Here is a 14,601-nt window from a genome sequence, read left to right on the forward strand (position 1 = left end):
TGGCGCTCTCCCGGCAGCCACGGTCATTATGCCGCGCAAAACAGTTGCGTGACAGGTTTTGCAAAAGCATGTCCTTCGAAGAGCCGTCTGGCGGTTCTCAGGATACCGGCGGCGATCTTGCCGTCCCGCTCGTAGAGCTTGACATCGAGGTGCCCGCTCGGGTGCTCGATGGACAGCACGACCGGCGCGGTACGTCTGCCGATGAGGCGGGAAGCGACCGTGTCGCCGGCGATACAGGCGGTCGCGATCCCGACCGCGCCGGTCGTCGCCAGCGACGGGTGACACTGGTGCGGCATGAAATATCGGACATTGATGTCGTGCCCCGGGTTCGGCTGCGAGACGAGCACGGGCTTCGGGGTGACCTGGTTGCGCACGTCGCCGAGACCCATCCGTTCTCCGGCTGCGATGCGCAGCTTCTCCAGCCGATCGAGGAGCGCTTGATTGGCATTGAGTTCCGCCGCCGTCTCGATCCCGCTGACGCCGAGCGCCGCCGCTTCGAGCAATATCATCGGCATCGCGCAGTCGATGCAGGTGACGGTCACGCCATCGATCGTGTCGATCGACTTTCCGGTGGGAAAGAGCTGGCCTGTCCGCGCACCGGCGGCGTCGATGAAGGTGAGCGCGATCGGTGCCGCATGGCCGGGTACGCCATCGATTGCGGCGTCACCGAGATAGGAGACGCTGCCGTTCGGTGTCGGAACCTCGGCTTCGATGAGTTTGCCGGTGTTGACGTTGTGGATCCGCACCAGCGTCGTCTCTCCACGAACCGGAACAAGTCCGGCCTCGATGGCGAACGGGCCGACCGCGGCGAGCATGTTGCCGCAATTGGGGGAGGTGTCGACGATCTGCTGATCGATCCGGATCTGGGCAAAGAGATAATCGACATCGGCGCCGGGAATGCCGGGCTGCCCGACGATGGCCACCTTGCTCGTCACGGGGTTGCCGCCACCGATGCCGTCGATTTGCAGCGGATGACCCGAACCCATGATCGAGAGCAAGATATGGTCGCGCTCACGAGCGTCGGCGGGAAGATCGCTTGCCAGAAAGAACGGACCCTTCGAGGTACCGCCTCTCATCAGGACGCATGGGATCGCCAGCAGGTCGTTCATCGCTTGTGCTTCCGTTTGAATTATGTCATTCGGCGTATTAATCGGCTATATTTGATCCAATTATCGGAAGAGGTTTTTATTTGTGAAATGCTAAGATTTGGGAGATTGATGCAGAATGAGCATTAATTGTGAGATCCTCGATCTTCGGGCTTTTCTCGCCGTCGTCGAGCTGGAGAGCTTTCACCGCGCGGCCGACGCTTTGAATCTGTCGCAGCCCGCCTTGAGCCGGCGCATCCAGAAACTGGAGCAGGTCATCGGCGCGCCGCTCCTGGAACGGACGACCCGCCATGTGTCGGCGACGGCGCTCGGGACCGAACTGGTACCGCTCGTGCGGCGGATGCTCGAAGAGTTCGATGGCTCCCTGTTCGCCGTCCGGGATGTCGGAGCCAACCGGGGCGGGCTGGTCACGATCGCCTGCCTGCCGACGGCGGCCTTCTACTTCCTGCCGACCGTTATCCGGCAGTTCAACGAGGAGTATCCGCACATCCGCTTTCGCATCCTCGACCTGCCGGCGACCGACGGTCTCCAGGCGGTTGCACGCGGGGAGGTGGAGTTCGGCATAAACATCATGGGAACGTCGGACCCGGATCTGACCTTCGACCGGCTCGTCGAAGATCCCTTCGTGCTTGCGGCGCGGAAGGATCATCCGCTCGCGGCCAAATCAGCCGTCGGCTGGGCGGATCTCGAACCGTACCATCTCATCACCGTTCATCGGTCGAGCGGCAACAGGACGCTGCTCGATGCAGCGCTCGCAAAATCCAACATCAAGCTTCGCTGGTTCTACGAGGTTACCCATCTGTCGACCTCGCTCGGATTGGTGGAGGCAGGGCTCGGGATCTCGGTCCTGCCGCGTATGGCGACGCCGCAGGACGACCATCCGTTCCTGATCACGCGGCCCATTCGCAACCCCGAGATATCTCGTACCATCGGGGTGGTTCGTCGCCGGGGCGGCACCTTGTCGCCGGCGGCGGAGCGATTTCTCAACATGCTCATCGGCGCATGGGGACGCGATTGAGCGGCAGCCGGAAACTGGCCGCCGCGAAGCGAGGCGCGTCAGAGTTCGACGCGCACCACCTTGTTCTCTCTCGCCGACTTCAGCGCAGCGTCGGCGAGCGCCAGCGCGATCAGCCCGTCTTCGGCGGACGGCGACGGGGCGGTGCCTTTCTCGAGGCTGTCGATGAAGGCGGAGATTTCCGCCGCATAGGCGGCCGTGTAGCGGGTCATGAAGAAGTCGTGCAGCGGCGGACGGGTATAGCCGTCCTTCGTCGCGATCTCGATCGAGACCGGCCGCTGGTTCTCGGCCGAGACGGCGCCGAGCGAGCCGTGCACCTCGATGCGCTGGTCGTAGCCATACGTGGCGCGGCGAGAGTTCGAGATGACCGCCTGGCGGCCGCTCTTTGTCGTCAGAATCAGCGAGGCGCTGTCGTAGTCGCCGAGTTCGCCGATCTTCGGATCGACGAGAACGGAACCGGTCGCGACGACCGTCTCGATCTCCTCGCCGAGGAGGAAGCGGGCCATGTCGAAGTCATGGATCGTCATGTCGCGGAAGATGCCGCCCGATACCTTGATGTATTCGGCCGGCGGAGCGCCCGGATCGCGGCTGGTGATCGTCACCATCTCGACCTTGCCGATCGTGCCGGCGTCGATCTCCCGGCGCACCGCCTGGAAATGCGGATCGAAGCGGCGGTTGAAGCCGAGCATCACCTTGGCTCCGGTCTGGCGCACGGTTTCGAGGCATGCCTTCGCACGGGCGACATCGAGGTCGATCGGCTTCTCGCAGAAGATAGCCTTGCCGGCCCTGGCGAAGCGCTCGATGAGGTCGGCGTGGGTGTTGGTCGGCGTGCAGATGACGACCGCGTCGATGTCCTTGTCGGCCTCGATCTCGTCGATCGTCCGGACGGCGCAGCCGGCAGCGGAGGCGATGGCGTTCGCCGCTTCGGGGAAGGCGTCGGCGACAGCCACCAGCTTCGCCCGCTTGTCCTCGGCGATCGCCTTTGCGTGCACCTTGCCGATTCGTCCCGCGCCAAGAAGCGCCAGTCTCGTTACCATCTTGCTTTCCTCCCTGCGCCGCGTCCTATAGGCGGGCGGCATCGCTGACCTGCGGAGAGATTCCGGGGCGCTCAGGTGCCGCCGAAATCTTCATTTGGAATATACGTTCCATTTTGCTAGATTGCGGCATCGCTTATGTCAATAGACTTATGGGAAGGATGACGATGGCAGAGACCGGCGCGCCGATGAGCATCAAGGGCTTCGAGGAGAGGCTCCTGCAGGTCTCCGAAAAACTGCCGAAACGGTTGCGGCAATGCGCCGATTACGTCGCCTCCAATAAGGACCGCATCGCCGTGTCGACGGTCGCCGAAATGGCGGAGGGTGCCGGCGTGCAGCCGTCGGCCTTCATGCGGTTCTGCCAGATTCTCGGCTTTTCCGGCTTCTCCGAGATGCAGAAGCTCTTCCGCGAATCCTATGTTGGCGGTTGGCCGGACTATTCGACCAGGCTCCACCACCTCCGCGAAAAGGCCGAAGGCAGCCCCTCGGCACTGCTCGCCGAATTCGTCGAGGCGGGACGCACCTCGCTCGAAGGCCTGCTGAAGACGGTCGATCCGGCAGCCCTCGAAGAGGCGGTGAAGACGCTCGCTGCCGCCGAGATGGTCCATATCATCGGTATGCGCCGCTCCTTCCCGGTCGCGAGCTACATGGCCTACGCCTTCGAGAAGATGGGCGTGCCGGCCATGCTGCACAGTGCCGTCGGCAAGCTCGACAACCGCCATGCGGTGCGTTCCGGCGACGCGTTGCTCGCCGTGACCTTCGCGCCCTATTCCGCCGAAACGCTGGACATCGTCGAAGCGGTTTCGGCGCGGGGCATCCCGGTGGTGGCGATCACCGACACGATCGTCAGTCCGTTGCGGAAATTCAACGCCCAGACCCTGCTCGTCTCCGAAGTCGACTTCGGCGCCTTCCGCTCGCTTTCGGCGACGCTCTGCCTCGCGATCACGCTCTCGGTGGCGGTTGGAACGGCTCGGCAAGAAAATTGAATATCTGTGTTGAAATTTCCAGAAATGGAATTTAAAGTTCAAAACCTGTAAGGCAGCGGACGGGCGGGGAGCGCTGCATGAACGACAGGCGATCCGCATCGCCTGCAAACAGGGAGGCAGGCTTTTGACATCACTCGATCTGATCACGATCGGCCGTTCCTCGGTCGATCTCTACGGGGTGCAGGTCGGCGGCCGGCTCGAGGACATGGCCTCCTTCAACAAGTATATCGGGGGCTCCCCGACCAACATCGCCGCCGGAACGGCAAGGCTCGGCCTCAAGTCGGCGCTTCTCACCCGTGTCGGCGACGAGCACATGGGCCGCTTCATCCGCGAGCAGCTGGTCCGCGAAGGCGTCGACGTACGCGGCGTGAAGACCGATCCCGAGCGCCTCACGGCGCTCGTTATCCTCGGCATCCGCGACCAGGACCAGTTTCCGCTGATCTTCTACCGCGAGAACTGCGCCGACATGGCGCTCTGCGAGGACGACGTCGATCCGGCCTTCATCGCCGACGCGCGCTGCGTCTGCGCGACCGGCACGCATCTCTCCCATCCGAACACCGAAAAGGCCGTGCTCAAGGCGCTCAGGCTCGCACGCGAGAACGGCGCGAAGACCGCGCTCGACATCGACTACCGGCCGAACCTCTGGGGCCTTGCCGGTCATGGTGCTGGCGAAAGCCGCTACATCGAATCGGGAGCCGTCACCGCCAAGCTGCAGTCGACGCTGCCGCTCTTCGACCTCATCGTCGGCACGGAGGAGGAATTCCATATCGCCGGCGGATCGACCGACACGCTGGAGGCCCTGCGGACCGTCCGCCGCATCACGCCGGCGACGCTCGTCTGCAAGCGCGGCCCGATGGGCGCCGTGGTTTTCGAGGGCGAAATTCCAGACAGCCTCGACGCCGGCCAGAAGGGCCAGGGTTTTCCGATCGAGGTCTTCAACGTTCTCGGCGCCGGCGACGGCTTCATGTCGGGCCTGCTGAAGGGCTGGCTCACCGGCGAGGACTGGCCGACGAGCCTCAAATACGCCAATGCCTGCGGCGCCTTCGCCGTCTCCCGCCACGGCTGCACGCCGGCCTATCCGAGCTGGGAGGAGCTTCAGTATTTCTTCGAGCGCGGCATCCGCAACAAGGCGCTGCGCAAGGATGCCGCCCTCGAACAGGTGCACTGGTCGACGAACCGCAAAACCGACTGGCCGGTCATGCGCGTCTTCGCCTTCGACCATCGCATGCAGCTCGAAGCCATGGCCGAGGAGGCAGGCGCCGCCCCGGAACGCATCGGCGCGTTCAAGGAACTCTGCCTGAAAGCGGCCCAGCAGGTTGCCGCGGGCGGCAGCGGCTACGGCATTCTCTGCGATGGACGGCTCGGCCGCGACACGCTCTACCGGGCCGCGGGCTCCGGTCTCTGGATCGGCCGCCCCGTCGAATGGCCGGGCTCCCGACCCCTGACGCTGGAGCCGGAGATCGGTCCCGATTTCGGCGGTCTCTGCGAATGGCCGGTCGAACATGTCGTCAAGGTGCTCTGTTTCTATCATCCCGACGACCCGCCGGAATTCAGGGCGAACCAGGAGGAGACGGTCGCACGGCTCTTCGCCGCGGCCCGGCGCAACCGGCTGGAAATGTTGCTCGAGGTCATCCCGTCGAAGGTCGCTCCGACGGATGACGACACGGTCGCGAAGATCATCGACCGCTTCTACGAGATCGGCGTTTACCCTGACTGGTGGAAGCTGGAGCCGATGAAGACCGAAGCCTCCTGGGCCAATGCCTGCGAAGCGGTTCGCCGAAACGATCCCTATGCCCGCGGCATCGTGGTGCTCGGTCTCGATGCTCCTGCCGCGGAACTGGAGGAGAGCTTCGCGCTTGCCGCCGGCTTCGATCTGGTCAAGGGTTTCGCCGTTGGGCGGACGATCTTCGGCGACGTGGCCCGCGGCTGGCTTGCCGGTGCGGTCACCGACGCCGAGGCGGTCGAGGAAATGGCGGGACGTTACAGCAGTCTTTGCGCGGTCTGGGACAATGCGCGCGCCAAGGGAGGAAAGGCATGAAAACGGTGAGACTGACGGCTGCACAGGCGATGGTGCGCTACCTCGCCAATCAGATGAACGAGCATGGCGAGACCTATATTGCCGGGGTCTGGGCGATCTTCGGCCACGGCAACGTCGCCGGCATCGGGGAAGCGCTTTACGGGGTTCGCGACCAGCTTCCGACCTATCGCGGCCAGAACGAGCAGTCGATGGCCCATGCGGCGATCGCCTATTCGAAGCAGCTTCGCCGCCGTCGCGCCATGGCGGTCACCTCCTCGATCGGGCCGGGCGCGGCGAACATGGTGACGGCTGCGGCACTCGCCCACGTCAACCGCCTGCCGGTCCTCTTGATTCCCGGCGACGTCTTCGCCAATCGCGGTCCAGATCCCGTCCTCCAGCAGCTCGAGGACTTCGGCGACGGCACGATGTCGGTCAACGACTGCTTCAAACCGGTGAGCCGCTACTTCGATCGTATCACCCGGCCGGAACAGTTGTTGACCGCCTTGCCGCGGGCGATGCGCACGATGACCGATCCGGCCGATTGCGGCCCGGTGACGCTCGCCTTCTGCCAGGACGTCCAGGCAGAGGCCTATGACTACCCCGAGAGCTTCTTCGAAAAGCGGGTCTGGCGCCAGCGCCGCCCGGAACCGGATGCGGCGGAATTCGAAGCCGCCGTCGCGGCGCTGAAGGCGGCGAAGAACCCAGTCATCGTCGCCGGTGGCGGCGTGCACTTCGCCGGCGCGACGGAAACGCTGAAGGCCTTCTCCGAAAAACACGGCATCCCCGTCGTCGAGACGCAGGCCGGCAAGTCGGTGCTCGCCTGGGACCACCCGCTCAATTTTGGTGCTGTGGGGGTCACAGGGACTGGCTGCGCCAACATCGTCGCGGAAAATGCCGATCTTGTCCTCGGCGTCGGCACGCGTTTCCAGGATTTCACCACCGGCTCCTGGGCGCTCTTCAAGAACCTGGCGCGCAAGATCCTCGCCCTCAACGTCCAGCCCTATGATAGCGCCAAGCACGACGCGATCGCCTTGACGGCGGACGCGAAGATCGGGCTCGAACGCCTGTCGGAGGCGCTCGGCGGCACGGTCTTCCCGGCGCCCGATGCCGATCTCAAGAACGCCTGGTTCGCAAGGGCGGATGCCGTCACCGCTGCGCCGAAGGACGGCAATGCGCTCCCGACCGACATGCAGGTGATCGGTGCCGTGCAGCGCGCCTCGCGCGACAACACGGTCGTCATGTGCGCGGCCGGCACCATGCCGGGCGAACTGCACCAGCTGTGGAAAGCGAAGCTGCCGCTCTCCTACCACATGGAATACGGCTTTTCCTGCATGGGTTACGAGGTTGCCGGCGGCCTCGGCATCAAGATGGCCGAACCCGATCGCGACGTTATCGTCATGGTCGGCGACGGTTCCTACATGATGATGAATTCCGAACTCGCGACCGCCGTTGCCATGGGCGTCAAGATCACAGTCGTGATCACCGACAATCGCGGCTACGGCTGCATCAACCGGCTGCAGATGGAAACGGGCGGCGCCGAGTTCAACAATCTCTATGCGCATACCAACGTGAACCCTATCGCGATCGATTTTGCCGCGCATGCGGCGTCGATGGGCGCCGACGCCCGCAAGGTTTCATCCATCGCAGAACTCGAAGAGGCGCTGGAGGCTGCTCGCGAGGCGGAGGTTGCGACCGTGATCGTGATCGACACCGATCCCTATCCCACGCCGGATGCCGGCGGCTTCTGGTGGGACGTCGCGGTCCCCGAAGTCTCCGCCCGCCGGGAAGTCAACGAAGCCCGCACCCGTTATGAAGCAGCGCTGAAGGAAAGACGCTAGACATGATCCTCTACGGAACCAATCCGATCGCCTGGTCCAACGACGACGACCGCACGCTCGGCGCCCATATCAGCCTCGACCAGTGCCTGGACGAGACGGCGAAGATCGGCTTCGACGGCATCGAGAAAGGCCACAAGTTCCCGACCGACCCGGCGGGTCTCAAGGCCGTGCTCGAGCCGCGGGGCTTGCGCTTCGTTTCCGGCTGGCATTCGCTGAACCTGCTGACGAGCACGATCGAGGAAGAAAAGGCGGCGATGCAGCAGGCGCTCGACCTCCTGAAGGCCATGGGCTCCAAGGTCATCATCGTCTGCGAGACCTCGAACGCCATCCACGGCAACGACGCGGTGGCCGTCAATGCTCGGCCGAAGCTTGGCGACGCCGACTGGAAAACCTTCGGCGCCGGCGTCGAGGCACTTGCGGAATATGCCGCGGGGCAGGGCATCACGCTCGTCTACCACCATCACATGGGGACGATCGTTGAGAGCGAGGACGAGATCGACCGGCTGATGGAGAACACCGGGCCGCACGCCCATCTCCTCCTCGACACCGGTCATTGCCTCTTCGGCGGCGGCAACCCGGAACGGGTCGCGAAGAAGTATATGCACCGCGTCGGCCACATCCATGCGAAGAACCTCCGTCCGGCGATCGCGAAAGAGGTCCGTGAGGAGAACCTCTCCTTCCTCGAAGGCGTGCGCCGCGGCGTCTTCACCGTTCCCGGCGATGCGGAAGGCGGCGTCGACTTCGCGCCGGTCTTGCGGATTGCGGCGGAGCATGGTTACGAAGGATGGCTGGTGATCGAAGCCGAGCAGGACCCCGATGTCCGCAATCCCTTCGAATACCAGAGCCTCGGACTGAAATCGCTGAAGGCCATGGCGAAGACCGCCGGCCTGGACAAGGAGACGGCGTGAAATTTCTCGACCCGCAGCATCCGTTCTTCCGGCCGCTCTGGCTGCGTATCCTGACGGTCGTTCTTCCGGCGATCTGGGCCGTGGTCGAGTGGTCGAACGGAGCGACGGGCTGGGCGGTCATCTTTCTGGCTGCCGCCGGCTATGCCGGCTGGCAGCTGTTCCTGTCGCCGGACGCAAAGGCCCCGTCAACTGACGAAAAGCCTGCCGAAAGCCGGGAAACCGATAAGGGAGACGAGGCATGAGCGATCTTCTGCGCAAGCCGCAGGGCACGAACGGCAAGGTTCATGACATCACGCCGGAAAGTGCGGGCTGGGGCTATGTCGGCTTCGGGCTCTATCGCCTGAAGGCCGGTGAAAAGGCGGCCGAGAAGACCGGCGAGACGGAGGTGATCCTCGTGCTGGTCGAGGGCAAGGCGGAGATTTCGGGCGGCGGTAAGGATTTCGGCGCGCTCGGCGACCGCATGAATGTCTTCGAGCGCAAGCCGCCGCATTGCGTCTACGTGCCGGCCGGCAACGACTGGTCGGCGACGGCTGCGACCGACTGCACGCTCGCCGTCTGCACCGCACCCGCCATGCCGGGCCGCGAGGCACAGGTGATCGGGCCGGAAGGCATCGCGCTCACCGAGCGCGGCAAGGGTGCGAACACCCGCTACATCTATCCGATCGCCATGGAAGACCGCGACGTCGCCGACAGTCTGCTCGTCACCGAGGTCTTCACGCCGTCCGGCAACTGGTCGTCCTATCCGCCGCACCGGCACGACGAGGACAACTATCCCGAGATGACCTATCTCGAGGAGACCTATTATCACCGCCTGAACCCCGCCCAGGGCTTCGGCTTCCAGCGCGTCTTTACCGAAGACGGTTCGCTCGACGAAACCATGGCGGTCTCCGACGGCGATGTCGTCCTGGTGCCGAAGGGTCACCATCCCTGCGGTTCGCCCTACGGCTACGAGATGTACTACCTGAACGTCATGGCGGGGCCGCTCCGCAAATGGCGCTTCAAGAACCATCCGGACCATGACTGGATCTTCAGGCGCGACAACCCGCAAGCCTGACCTGCAGTTCATCGGAAATCCTGCTTCTGGGAGGAAGGCATGAGAGGTCTCGGAATCGGTCTCATCGGCACCGGTTACATGGGCAAATGCCATGCACTCGCGTGGAACAATGTCGCGAGCGTCTTCGGTGACGTGGCACGGCCGCGGCTGGTGGCGCTCGCCGAGGTGAACGCCGAGCTCGCGGCGAAGAAGGCCGCCGAGTTCGGCTTCGAAACCGCGACCGGGAACTGGCACGACCTGCTTGCCAATCCGGAAATCGACGTGATCTCGGTGACGACGCCCAACGCCTTCCACCCGGAAATGGCGATCGCCGCCCTCGACGCCGGCAAGCACGTCTGGTGTGAAAAGCCGATGGCGCCTGCCTACGCCGACGCCGTCCGTATGCGTGACGCGGCGGTGAGGAGCGGCCGCACCGCCGTCATGGGATACAACTATATCCAGAACCCGATGATCCGGCACATCAGGCGGCTGGTCGATGAGGGCGCAATCGGTATCGTCAACCATGTCCGCGTCGAGATGGACGAGGATTTTATGGCCGATCCTTGCGTGCCCTTCTACTGGAAGAGCGAGGCCGCCTCCGGCTACGGCGCGCTCGATGACTTCGCCGTCCATCCGCTCTCGCTGCTCTTCACCCTCTTCGGGCATGTCGCGACGGTCGTCGCGGATCTCGTGAAACCCTATGCGGAGCGGCCGCTGAAAGAGGGCGGAAACCGGGCGGTGGAGAACCACGATGTTGCAAGTGTCTTGATGACGCTTGAAGGCGGCATTTCAGCCGTGCTGATGGCGAACCGTTCCGCCTGGGGTCGCAAGGGGCGCATCGCGCTTCAGATCTTCGGTTCTGCGGGCTCTATCCTCTTTGACCAGGAGCGGATGAACGAGTTCCAGATCTATCAGGCGGATGGCCGGCCCGAGGAACAGGGTTTCCGTACCGTTCTGGCAGCACCCCATCATCCGCCCTATGACCGCTTTATTCCCGCACCCGGCCACGGCCTCGGCTTCAACGATCTGAAGGTGATCGAATGCCGCGAGCTGATCGCGGCGATCGGCGGCGACAAGGCGCACGTCGTCGACTTCGAGGAGGGATTGCGGATCGAGCAGTCCGTCCACGCCATGGCGCGCTCCTTCGCCGAACGGCGATGGGTGGTCGTCTGACGGCGGGGGTTACGCCACAGTACATTGACATCTTATGAGATGTCTATAATCTATTCGCATGAGATTGGTTCTCGACACCAACGTGATCGTGGCGGCATTCCGTAGCCGCAACGGAGCGAGCAACCTGCTCCTGCGTTTCGCCGATCGCGGCATGGTGACGCCGCTTTGTTCGACGGCATTGTTTTTGGAGTACGAGGCTGTCCTGAGCCGGGAAGAAATTCGCAAGGCAACCGGCCATAGCCTTGAAGGGGTCGCCGCGGTCATGCGCGCGCTCGCCGCCATCTCCGAGGGCGTCGATATCTCCTTTCGGACACGGCCGATGCTTTCCGATGTTGCGGATGAGATGGTGCTCGAGGCCGCGTTGAACGGACAGGCCGAGGCGATCGTGACGCACAACGTCAAGGATTTTCGTCCGGCGCTCAGGCTTGGCGTCACTGTTATCACGCCGGGAGAAATTGTCAGGATGCTGAACACATGACCCAGACCCAACGCTACAAATACCCGTTGCAGCTCCCTCAGTCGCTCAAGGAGACGGCGACCCGTCTCGCTTTGGAGGATGGCGTGTCGCTCAATCAGTGGATTGTCTCGGCAGTGGCGCAGAAGATCGGGGCCGTCGAGACGGCCAGTGAGTTTCTGAAGTCGCGAGCCGGTGCAGCAACGCGCGGCGACTTGACGAGCTTGCTCGACAAGGCGCCGGACACGCCGGCGCTTCCTGAGGACAGCATCTGATAAGACAGTCGCGGGAGGCACCCGGGTCGCCTGGGCCGCGCCGTGTCGGCCGACGGTTATCCGCTGTGCGAAGCCCGGAAGAACAAAGGCGGCGCCGGAGCGCCGCCAGTCGGTTTGACGGGGAGGAGTTCGTCAGACCTTGCGCTTCTTCTGGCGATAGACGTCGGCGACGACGGCCGCGACGATGATCATGCCCTTGATGATCTCCTGGTAATAGGCGTCGACGCGCAGGAAGGTGAAGCCGGAGGTCATCACCCCGAGGATGATCGTGCCGATCACCGTGCCGGTGATGCGGCCTGCACCACCTGCCAGCGAGGTGCCGCCGATGACGGCCGCCGCGATCGCGTCGAGTTCGTACATCACGCCCATGCCGGCCTGTGCGGTCTGGGCGCGAGCGGCGGTGACGACGCCGGCGAGGCCCGCCAGCATGCCGGCGATCGCGTAGACCTTGATCAGGTGCTTTTCGACGTCGATACCGGAGACGCGGGCGGCCTGCACGTTGGCGCCGATCGCATAGGTGAACTTGCCGTAGCGTGTGTAGCGCAGCGCGATGTGGAAGATCAGCGCGACGACGAGGAAGACGATCACCGGCCAGACACCGGACCCGATGAAGTTGAATTGGTCGGTCAGGCCCGAAACCGGCTGACCCTTGGTATACCACTTCGAAATACCGCGTGCCGTCACCATCATCCCGAGCGTGGCGATGAAGGGCGGGATCTTTGTCCTCGCGATGAGCTGTCCGTTGATGAAGCCGGCAAGCATGCCGATCAGGATGCCGACCCCGATCGGGATGAAGAAGGGCAGGTCGGTGAGGCTCGGATAGAGCGCCCGCGACCATGACGACGCCTGGGCAAGGCTCGCGGTAAACATTGCGGTCATGCCGACGACGGAGCCGGAGGAAAGATCGATGCCGCCGGTGATGATGACCTGCGTCACGCCGACGGAGATGATCCCGATCACCGACACCTGAAGGATCATGATGGTCAGGCGCTGCGGGTTCATCAGGAAGCTCTGGCCGACGAACAGCCAGCCGAGCAGTTCGAAGACGAGCGCGATGCCGATCAGCACCAGGAAGATGTTGGCCTCGGAGGGCATCCGGCGCGTACGCGTTTGGCCCATCTTCAGGTCGACATCGCCCTTGGTCGCGGTCTGTTGATTCATTCTAACCTCCCTGTCGGTCCCCAGACGGCGTCAGCTCGACGCCAGGTCCATGACCTTGATCTGTGTGGCTTCCGCCCGGTCGAGGAAGCCCGTGACACGGCCCTCATGCATCACCATGACGCGGTCGCTCATGCCGAGGACCTCGGGCATTTCCGATGAAATCATGATGACCGCAACGCCCTTCCGGGTCATCTCCGTGACCAGGCGATGGATTTCGGCCTTGGCGCCGACATCGATCCCGCGGGTCGGTTCGTCGAGGATCAGGATTCTGGGGTCCGTCAACATCCAGCGGCCGATCAGCACCTTCTGCTGGTTGCCGCCGGAAAGGTTTTCGATGCGCTCGTCCATGCTCGGGGTTTTGACCCGGAGCTTCCGGCACATCTCCTCGCAATCGGCCGAAAGACTGCTTTGCTGCACGAAGCCGTTCCGGACATAGCGATCCTGGAGAACTGCGAGCTGCATGTTCTCGAGAACGTTGAGGATCAGCAGGCAGCCGGTATCCTTGCGGTCTTCCGTCAGGAATGCCATGCGGTGGCGGATCGCTTCCGTCGGGCTGTCGATCGCGACGGGCTTGCCGTCGATCGTGATTTCGCCGGAGGATGCCGGCGTCACGCCGAAGAGCGTTTCGGCGACGTTCGACCGGCCGGAGCCGACGAGGCCGGCGACGCCGAGGATTTCGCCGGCGCGCACGTCGAAGGAAACATCGTGGAACACGCCGTCGAGCGTCAGGTTCTTGACCGAGAGCACGACGTCGCCGAGCGGAACGTCCTCCTTCGGGAACATCTGGGTGATTTCACGGCCGACCATCATGCGGATGATGTCGTCGCGGGTGACGTCGCTCGACGCATGTGTGCCGATATACTTGCCGTCACGGAAGACGGAGAATTCGTCGGCGATCTCGAAGAGCTCGTTCATCTTGTGGGTGATGTAGACGATGCCGATTCCTTGCGAGCGCAGGCCGCGGATGATCTGGAACAGGTGTTCCACCTCGCGCTCGGTCAGCGCCGAGGTCGGTTCGTCCATGATGAGGACGTCGGATTCGTAGGAAACGGCCTTGGCGATCTCGACCATCTGGCGATTGGCGACGGAAAGCTCGCCGACAGGCGTCTCCGGATGGATCGATATGTTGAGGCGGTCGAAAAGGGCTGCCGTGCGGCGGTGCATCTCGGCGTGGTCGATGAAGCCGAAACGATTGAGCGGCTCGCGGCGGATCCAGATATTCTCGGCGACCGTCATGTAGGACATCAGGTTGAGCTCCTGATGGATCATGGCGATACCGTTTTCCAGCGCGTCGAGCGGCGAGTTGAGCTCGATTTCAGCGCCTTTCAGCCGTACCGTTCCCCGATCCGGCTGGTAGATGCCCGCGAGAATCTTCATCAGCGTCGACTTGCCGGCGCCGTTTTCGCCCATCAGCGCATGCACGCTGCCGCGCTTCAGGCGGAAGGATACGTCATCGAGGGCGACGACGCCCGGGAATTCCTTGCGCACGCCTTCGGCTGCAAGAAGGTACTCGGCGTTCGGAACCGCACCGCTCTTGCGGACGGCGGCCATGGTGGACGGGCTGACCATCGCGACTTCTCCTCCCTAAGCATCGGGAATGC

The 14,601-nt window shown here is 63.7% G+C and carries 14 protein-coding genes; 10 read left to right on the forward strand and 4 right to left on the reverse strand.

Going from position 1 to position 14,601, the window contains the following annotated elements:
- Positions 1-26 precede the first annotated feature (26 nt).
- Complete coding sequence (locus H4I97_RS22940) at positions 27-1,109, reverse strand: 4-oxalomesaconate tautomerase (RefSeq protein WP_182308000.1); 1,083 nt, start codon at positions 1,107-1,109, stop codon at positions 27-29.
- A 115-nt stretch (positions 1,110-1,224) separates the two neighbouring features.
- Between H4I97_RS22940 and H4I97_RS22945 the strand changes: the two genes are divergently transcribed.
- Complete coding sequence (locus H4I97_RS22945; RefSeq protein ID WP_182308001.1) at positions 1,225-2,124, forward strand: LysR family transcriptional regulator; 900 nt, start codon at positions 1,225-1,227, stop codon at positions 2,122-2,124.
- Positions 2,125-2,162: 38 nt separating this feature from the next.
- On the opposite strand, the gene iolG is transcribed toward H4I97_RS22945, so the two are convergent.
- Positions 2,163-3,158 carry an inositol 2-dehydrogenase gene (iolG, locus tag H4I97_RS22950; RefSeq protein ID WP_182308002.1) on the reverse strand — a complete coding sequence of 332 codons (996 nt, stop codon included), beginning with the start codon at positions 3,156-3,158 and terminating at the stop codon, positions 2,163-2,165.
- Positions 3,159-3,322: 164 nt separating this feature from the next.
- Here iolG and H4I97_RS22955 point away from each other — a divergent pair, with 164 nt between their 5' ends.
- The 9 genes from H4I97_RS22955 to H4I97_RS22995 all read left to right on the forward strand — a co-directional run bounded on the left by H4I97_RS22955 (position 3,323) and on the right by H4I97_RS22995 (position 11,839).
- On the forward strand, positions 3,323-4,141 hold the full coding sequence (locus H4I97_RS22955) for a MurR/RpiR family transcriptional regulator (protein WP_182308003.1): 819 nt from the start codon (positions 3,323-3,325) through the stop codon (positions 4,139-4,141).
- A 124-nt stretch (positions 4,142-4,265) separates the two neighbouring features.
- Complete coding sequence (locus H4I97_RS22960) at positions 4,266-6,179, forward strand: bifunctional 5-dehydro-2-deoxygluconokinase/5-dehydro-2-deoxyphosphogluconate aldolase (RefSeq protein WP_182308004.1); 1,914 nt, start codon at positions 4,266-4,268, stop codon at positions 6,177-6,179.
- The gene (iolD, locus tag H4I97_RS22965) at positions 6,176-7,996 is read left to right on the forward strand and encodes a 3D-(3,5/4)-trihydroxycyclohexane-1,2-dione acylhydrolase (decyclizing) (RefSeq protein ID WP_182308005.1); all 1,821 of its coding nucleotides are present in this window, start codon (positions 6,176-6,178) and stop codon (positions 7,994-7,996) included. Before H4I97_RS22960 ends, iolD begins: the two co-directional genes overlap by 4 nt.
- A 2-nt stretch (positions 7,997-7,998) precedes the next feature.
- Positions 7,999-8,904 (forward strand): myo-inosose-2 dehydratase, encoded by a 906-nt coding sequence (gene iolE / locus H4I97_RS22970; RefSeq protein WP_182308006.1) that lies wholly within the window; start codon positions 7,999-8,001, stop codon positions 8,902-8,904.
- Positions 8,901-9,146: a hypothetical protein gene (locus H4I97_RS22975; RefSeq protein ID WP_114364636.1), complete on the forward strand. Its 246-nt coding sequence runs from the start codon at positions 8,901-8,903 to the stop codon at positions 9,144-9,146. Before iolE ends, H4I97_RS22975 begins: the two co-directional genes overlap by 4 nt.
- Positions 9,143-9,958 carry a 5-deoxy-glucuronate isomerase gene (gene iolB, locus H4I97_RS22980; RefSeq protein WP_182308007.1) on the forward strand — a complete coding sequence of 272 codons (816 nt, stop codon included), beginning with the start codon at positions 9,143-9,145 and terminating at the stop codon, positions 9,956-9,958. Before H4I97_RS22975 ends, iolB begins: the two co-directional genes overlap by 4 nt.
- A 39-nt stretch (positions 9,959-9,997) precedes the next feature.
- Complete coding sequence (locus H4I97_RS22985; RefSeq protein WP_182308008.1) at positions 9,998-11,110, forward strand: Gfo/Idh/MocA family protein; 1,113 nt, start codon at positions 9,998-10,000, stop codon at positions 11,108-11,110.
- 58 nt (positions 11,111-11,168) lie between these two features.
- The gene (locus H4I97_RS22990) at positions 11,169-11,588 is read left to right on the forward strand and encodes a putative toxin-antitoxin system toxin component, PIN family (protein ID WP_182308009.1); all 420 of its coding nucleotides are present in this window, start codon (positions 11,169-11,171) and stop codon (positions 11,586-11,588) included.
- Positions 11,585-11,839 (forward strand): type II toxin-antitoxin system HicB family antitoxin, encoded by a 255-nt coding sequence (locus H4I97_RS22995; RefSeq protein ID WP_182308010.1) that lies wholly within the window; start codon positions 11,585-11,587, stop codon positions 11,837-11,839. Before H4I97_RS22990 ends, H4I97_RS22995 begins: the two co-directional genes overlap by 4 nt.
- Positions 11,840-11,971: 132 nt before the next feature.
- Here the strand turns inward: H4I97_RS22995 and H4I97_RS23000 are convergent, their stop codons facing one another.
- The gene (locus H4I97_RS23000; protein WP_182308011.1) at positions 11,972-13,000 is read right to left on the reverse strand and encodes an ABC transporter permease; all 1,029 of its coding nucleotides are present in this window, start codon (positions 12,998-13,000) and stop codon (positions 11,972-11,974) included.
- 30 nt (positions 13,001-13,030) lie between these two features.
- A complete protein-coding gene (locus H4I97_RS23005) occupies positions 13,031-14,569 on the reverse strand; it encodes a sugar ABC transporter ATP-binding protein (protein WP_182308012.1) in 1,539 nt (512 codons plus the stop codon).
- Positions 14,570-14,601: the final 32 nt, after the last annotated feature.

Source organism: Ciceribacter thiooxidans (genome assembly GCF_014126615.1).
In the GTDB taxonomy this organism is placed as follows: Bacteria; Pseudomonadota; Alphaproteobacteria; order Rhizobiales; family Rhizobiaceae; genus Allorhizobium; species Allorhizobium thiooxidans.

Bases quoted from the DNA above. Each gene is read 5' to 3' on its own strand.
- H4I97_RS22940 (WP_182308000.1), bottom strand. From the start codon at position 1,109: ATGAACGACCTGCTGGCGATCCCATGCGTCCTGATGAGAGGCGGTACC.
- H4I97_RS22945 (WP_182308001.1), top strand. From the start codon at position 1,225: ATGAGCATTAATTGTGAGATCCTCGATCTTCGGGCTTTTCTCGCCGTC.
- iolG (WP_182308002.1), bottom strand. From the start codon at position 3,158: ATGGTAACGAGACTGGCGCTTCTTGGCGCGGGACGAATCGGCAAGGTG.
- H4I97_RS22955 (WP_182308003.1), top strand. From the start codon at position 3,323: ATGGCAGAGACCGGCGCGCCGATGAGCATCAAGGGCTTCGAGGAGAGG.
- iolD (WP_182308005.1), top strand. From the start codon at position 6,176: ATGAAAACGGTGAGACTGACGGCTGCACAGGCGATGGTGCGCTACCTC.
- iolE (WP_182308006.1), top strand. From the start codon at position 7,999: ATGATCCTCTACGGAACCAATCCGATCGCCTGGTCCAACGACGACGAC.
- iolB (WP_182308007.1), top strand. From the start codon at position 9,143: ATGAGCGATCTTCTGCGCAAGCCGCAGGGCACGAACGGCAAGGTTCAT.
- H4I97_RS22985 (WP_182308008.1), top strand. From the start codon at position 9,998: ATGAGAGGTCTCGGAATCGGTCTCATCGGCACCGGTTACATGGGCAAA.
- H4I97_RS22990 (WP_182308009.1), top strand. From the start codon at position 11,169: ATGAGATTGGTTCTCGACACCAACGTGATCGTGGCGGCATTCCGTAGC.
- H4I97_RS22995 (WP_182308010.1), top strand. From the start codon at position 11,585: ATGACCCAGACCCAACGCTACAAATACCCGTTGCAGCTCCCTCAGTCG.
- H4I97_RS23000 (WP_182308011.1), bottom strand. From the start codon at position 13,000: ATGAATCAACAGACCGCGACCAAGGGCGATGTCGACCTGAAGATGGGC.
- H4I97_RS23005 (WP_182308012.1), bottom strand. From the start codon at position 14,569: ATGGTCAGCCCGTCCACCATGGCCGCCGTCCGCAAGAGCGGTGCGGTT.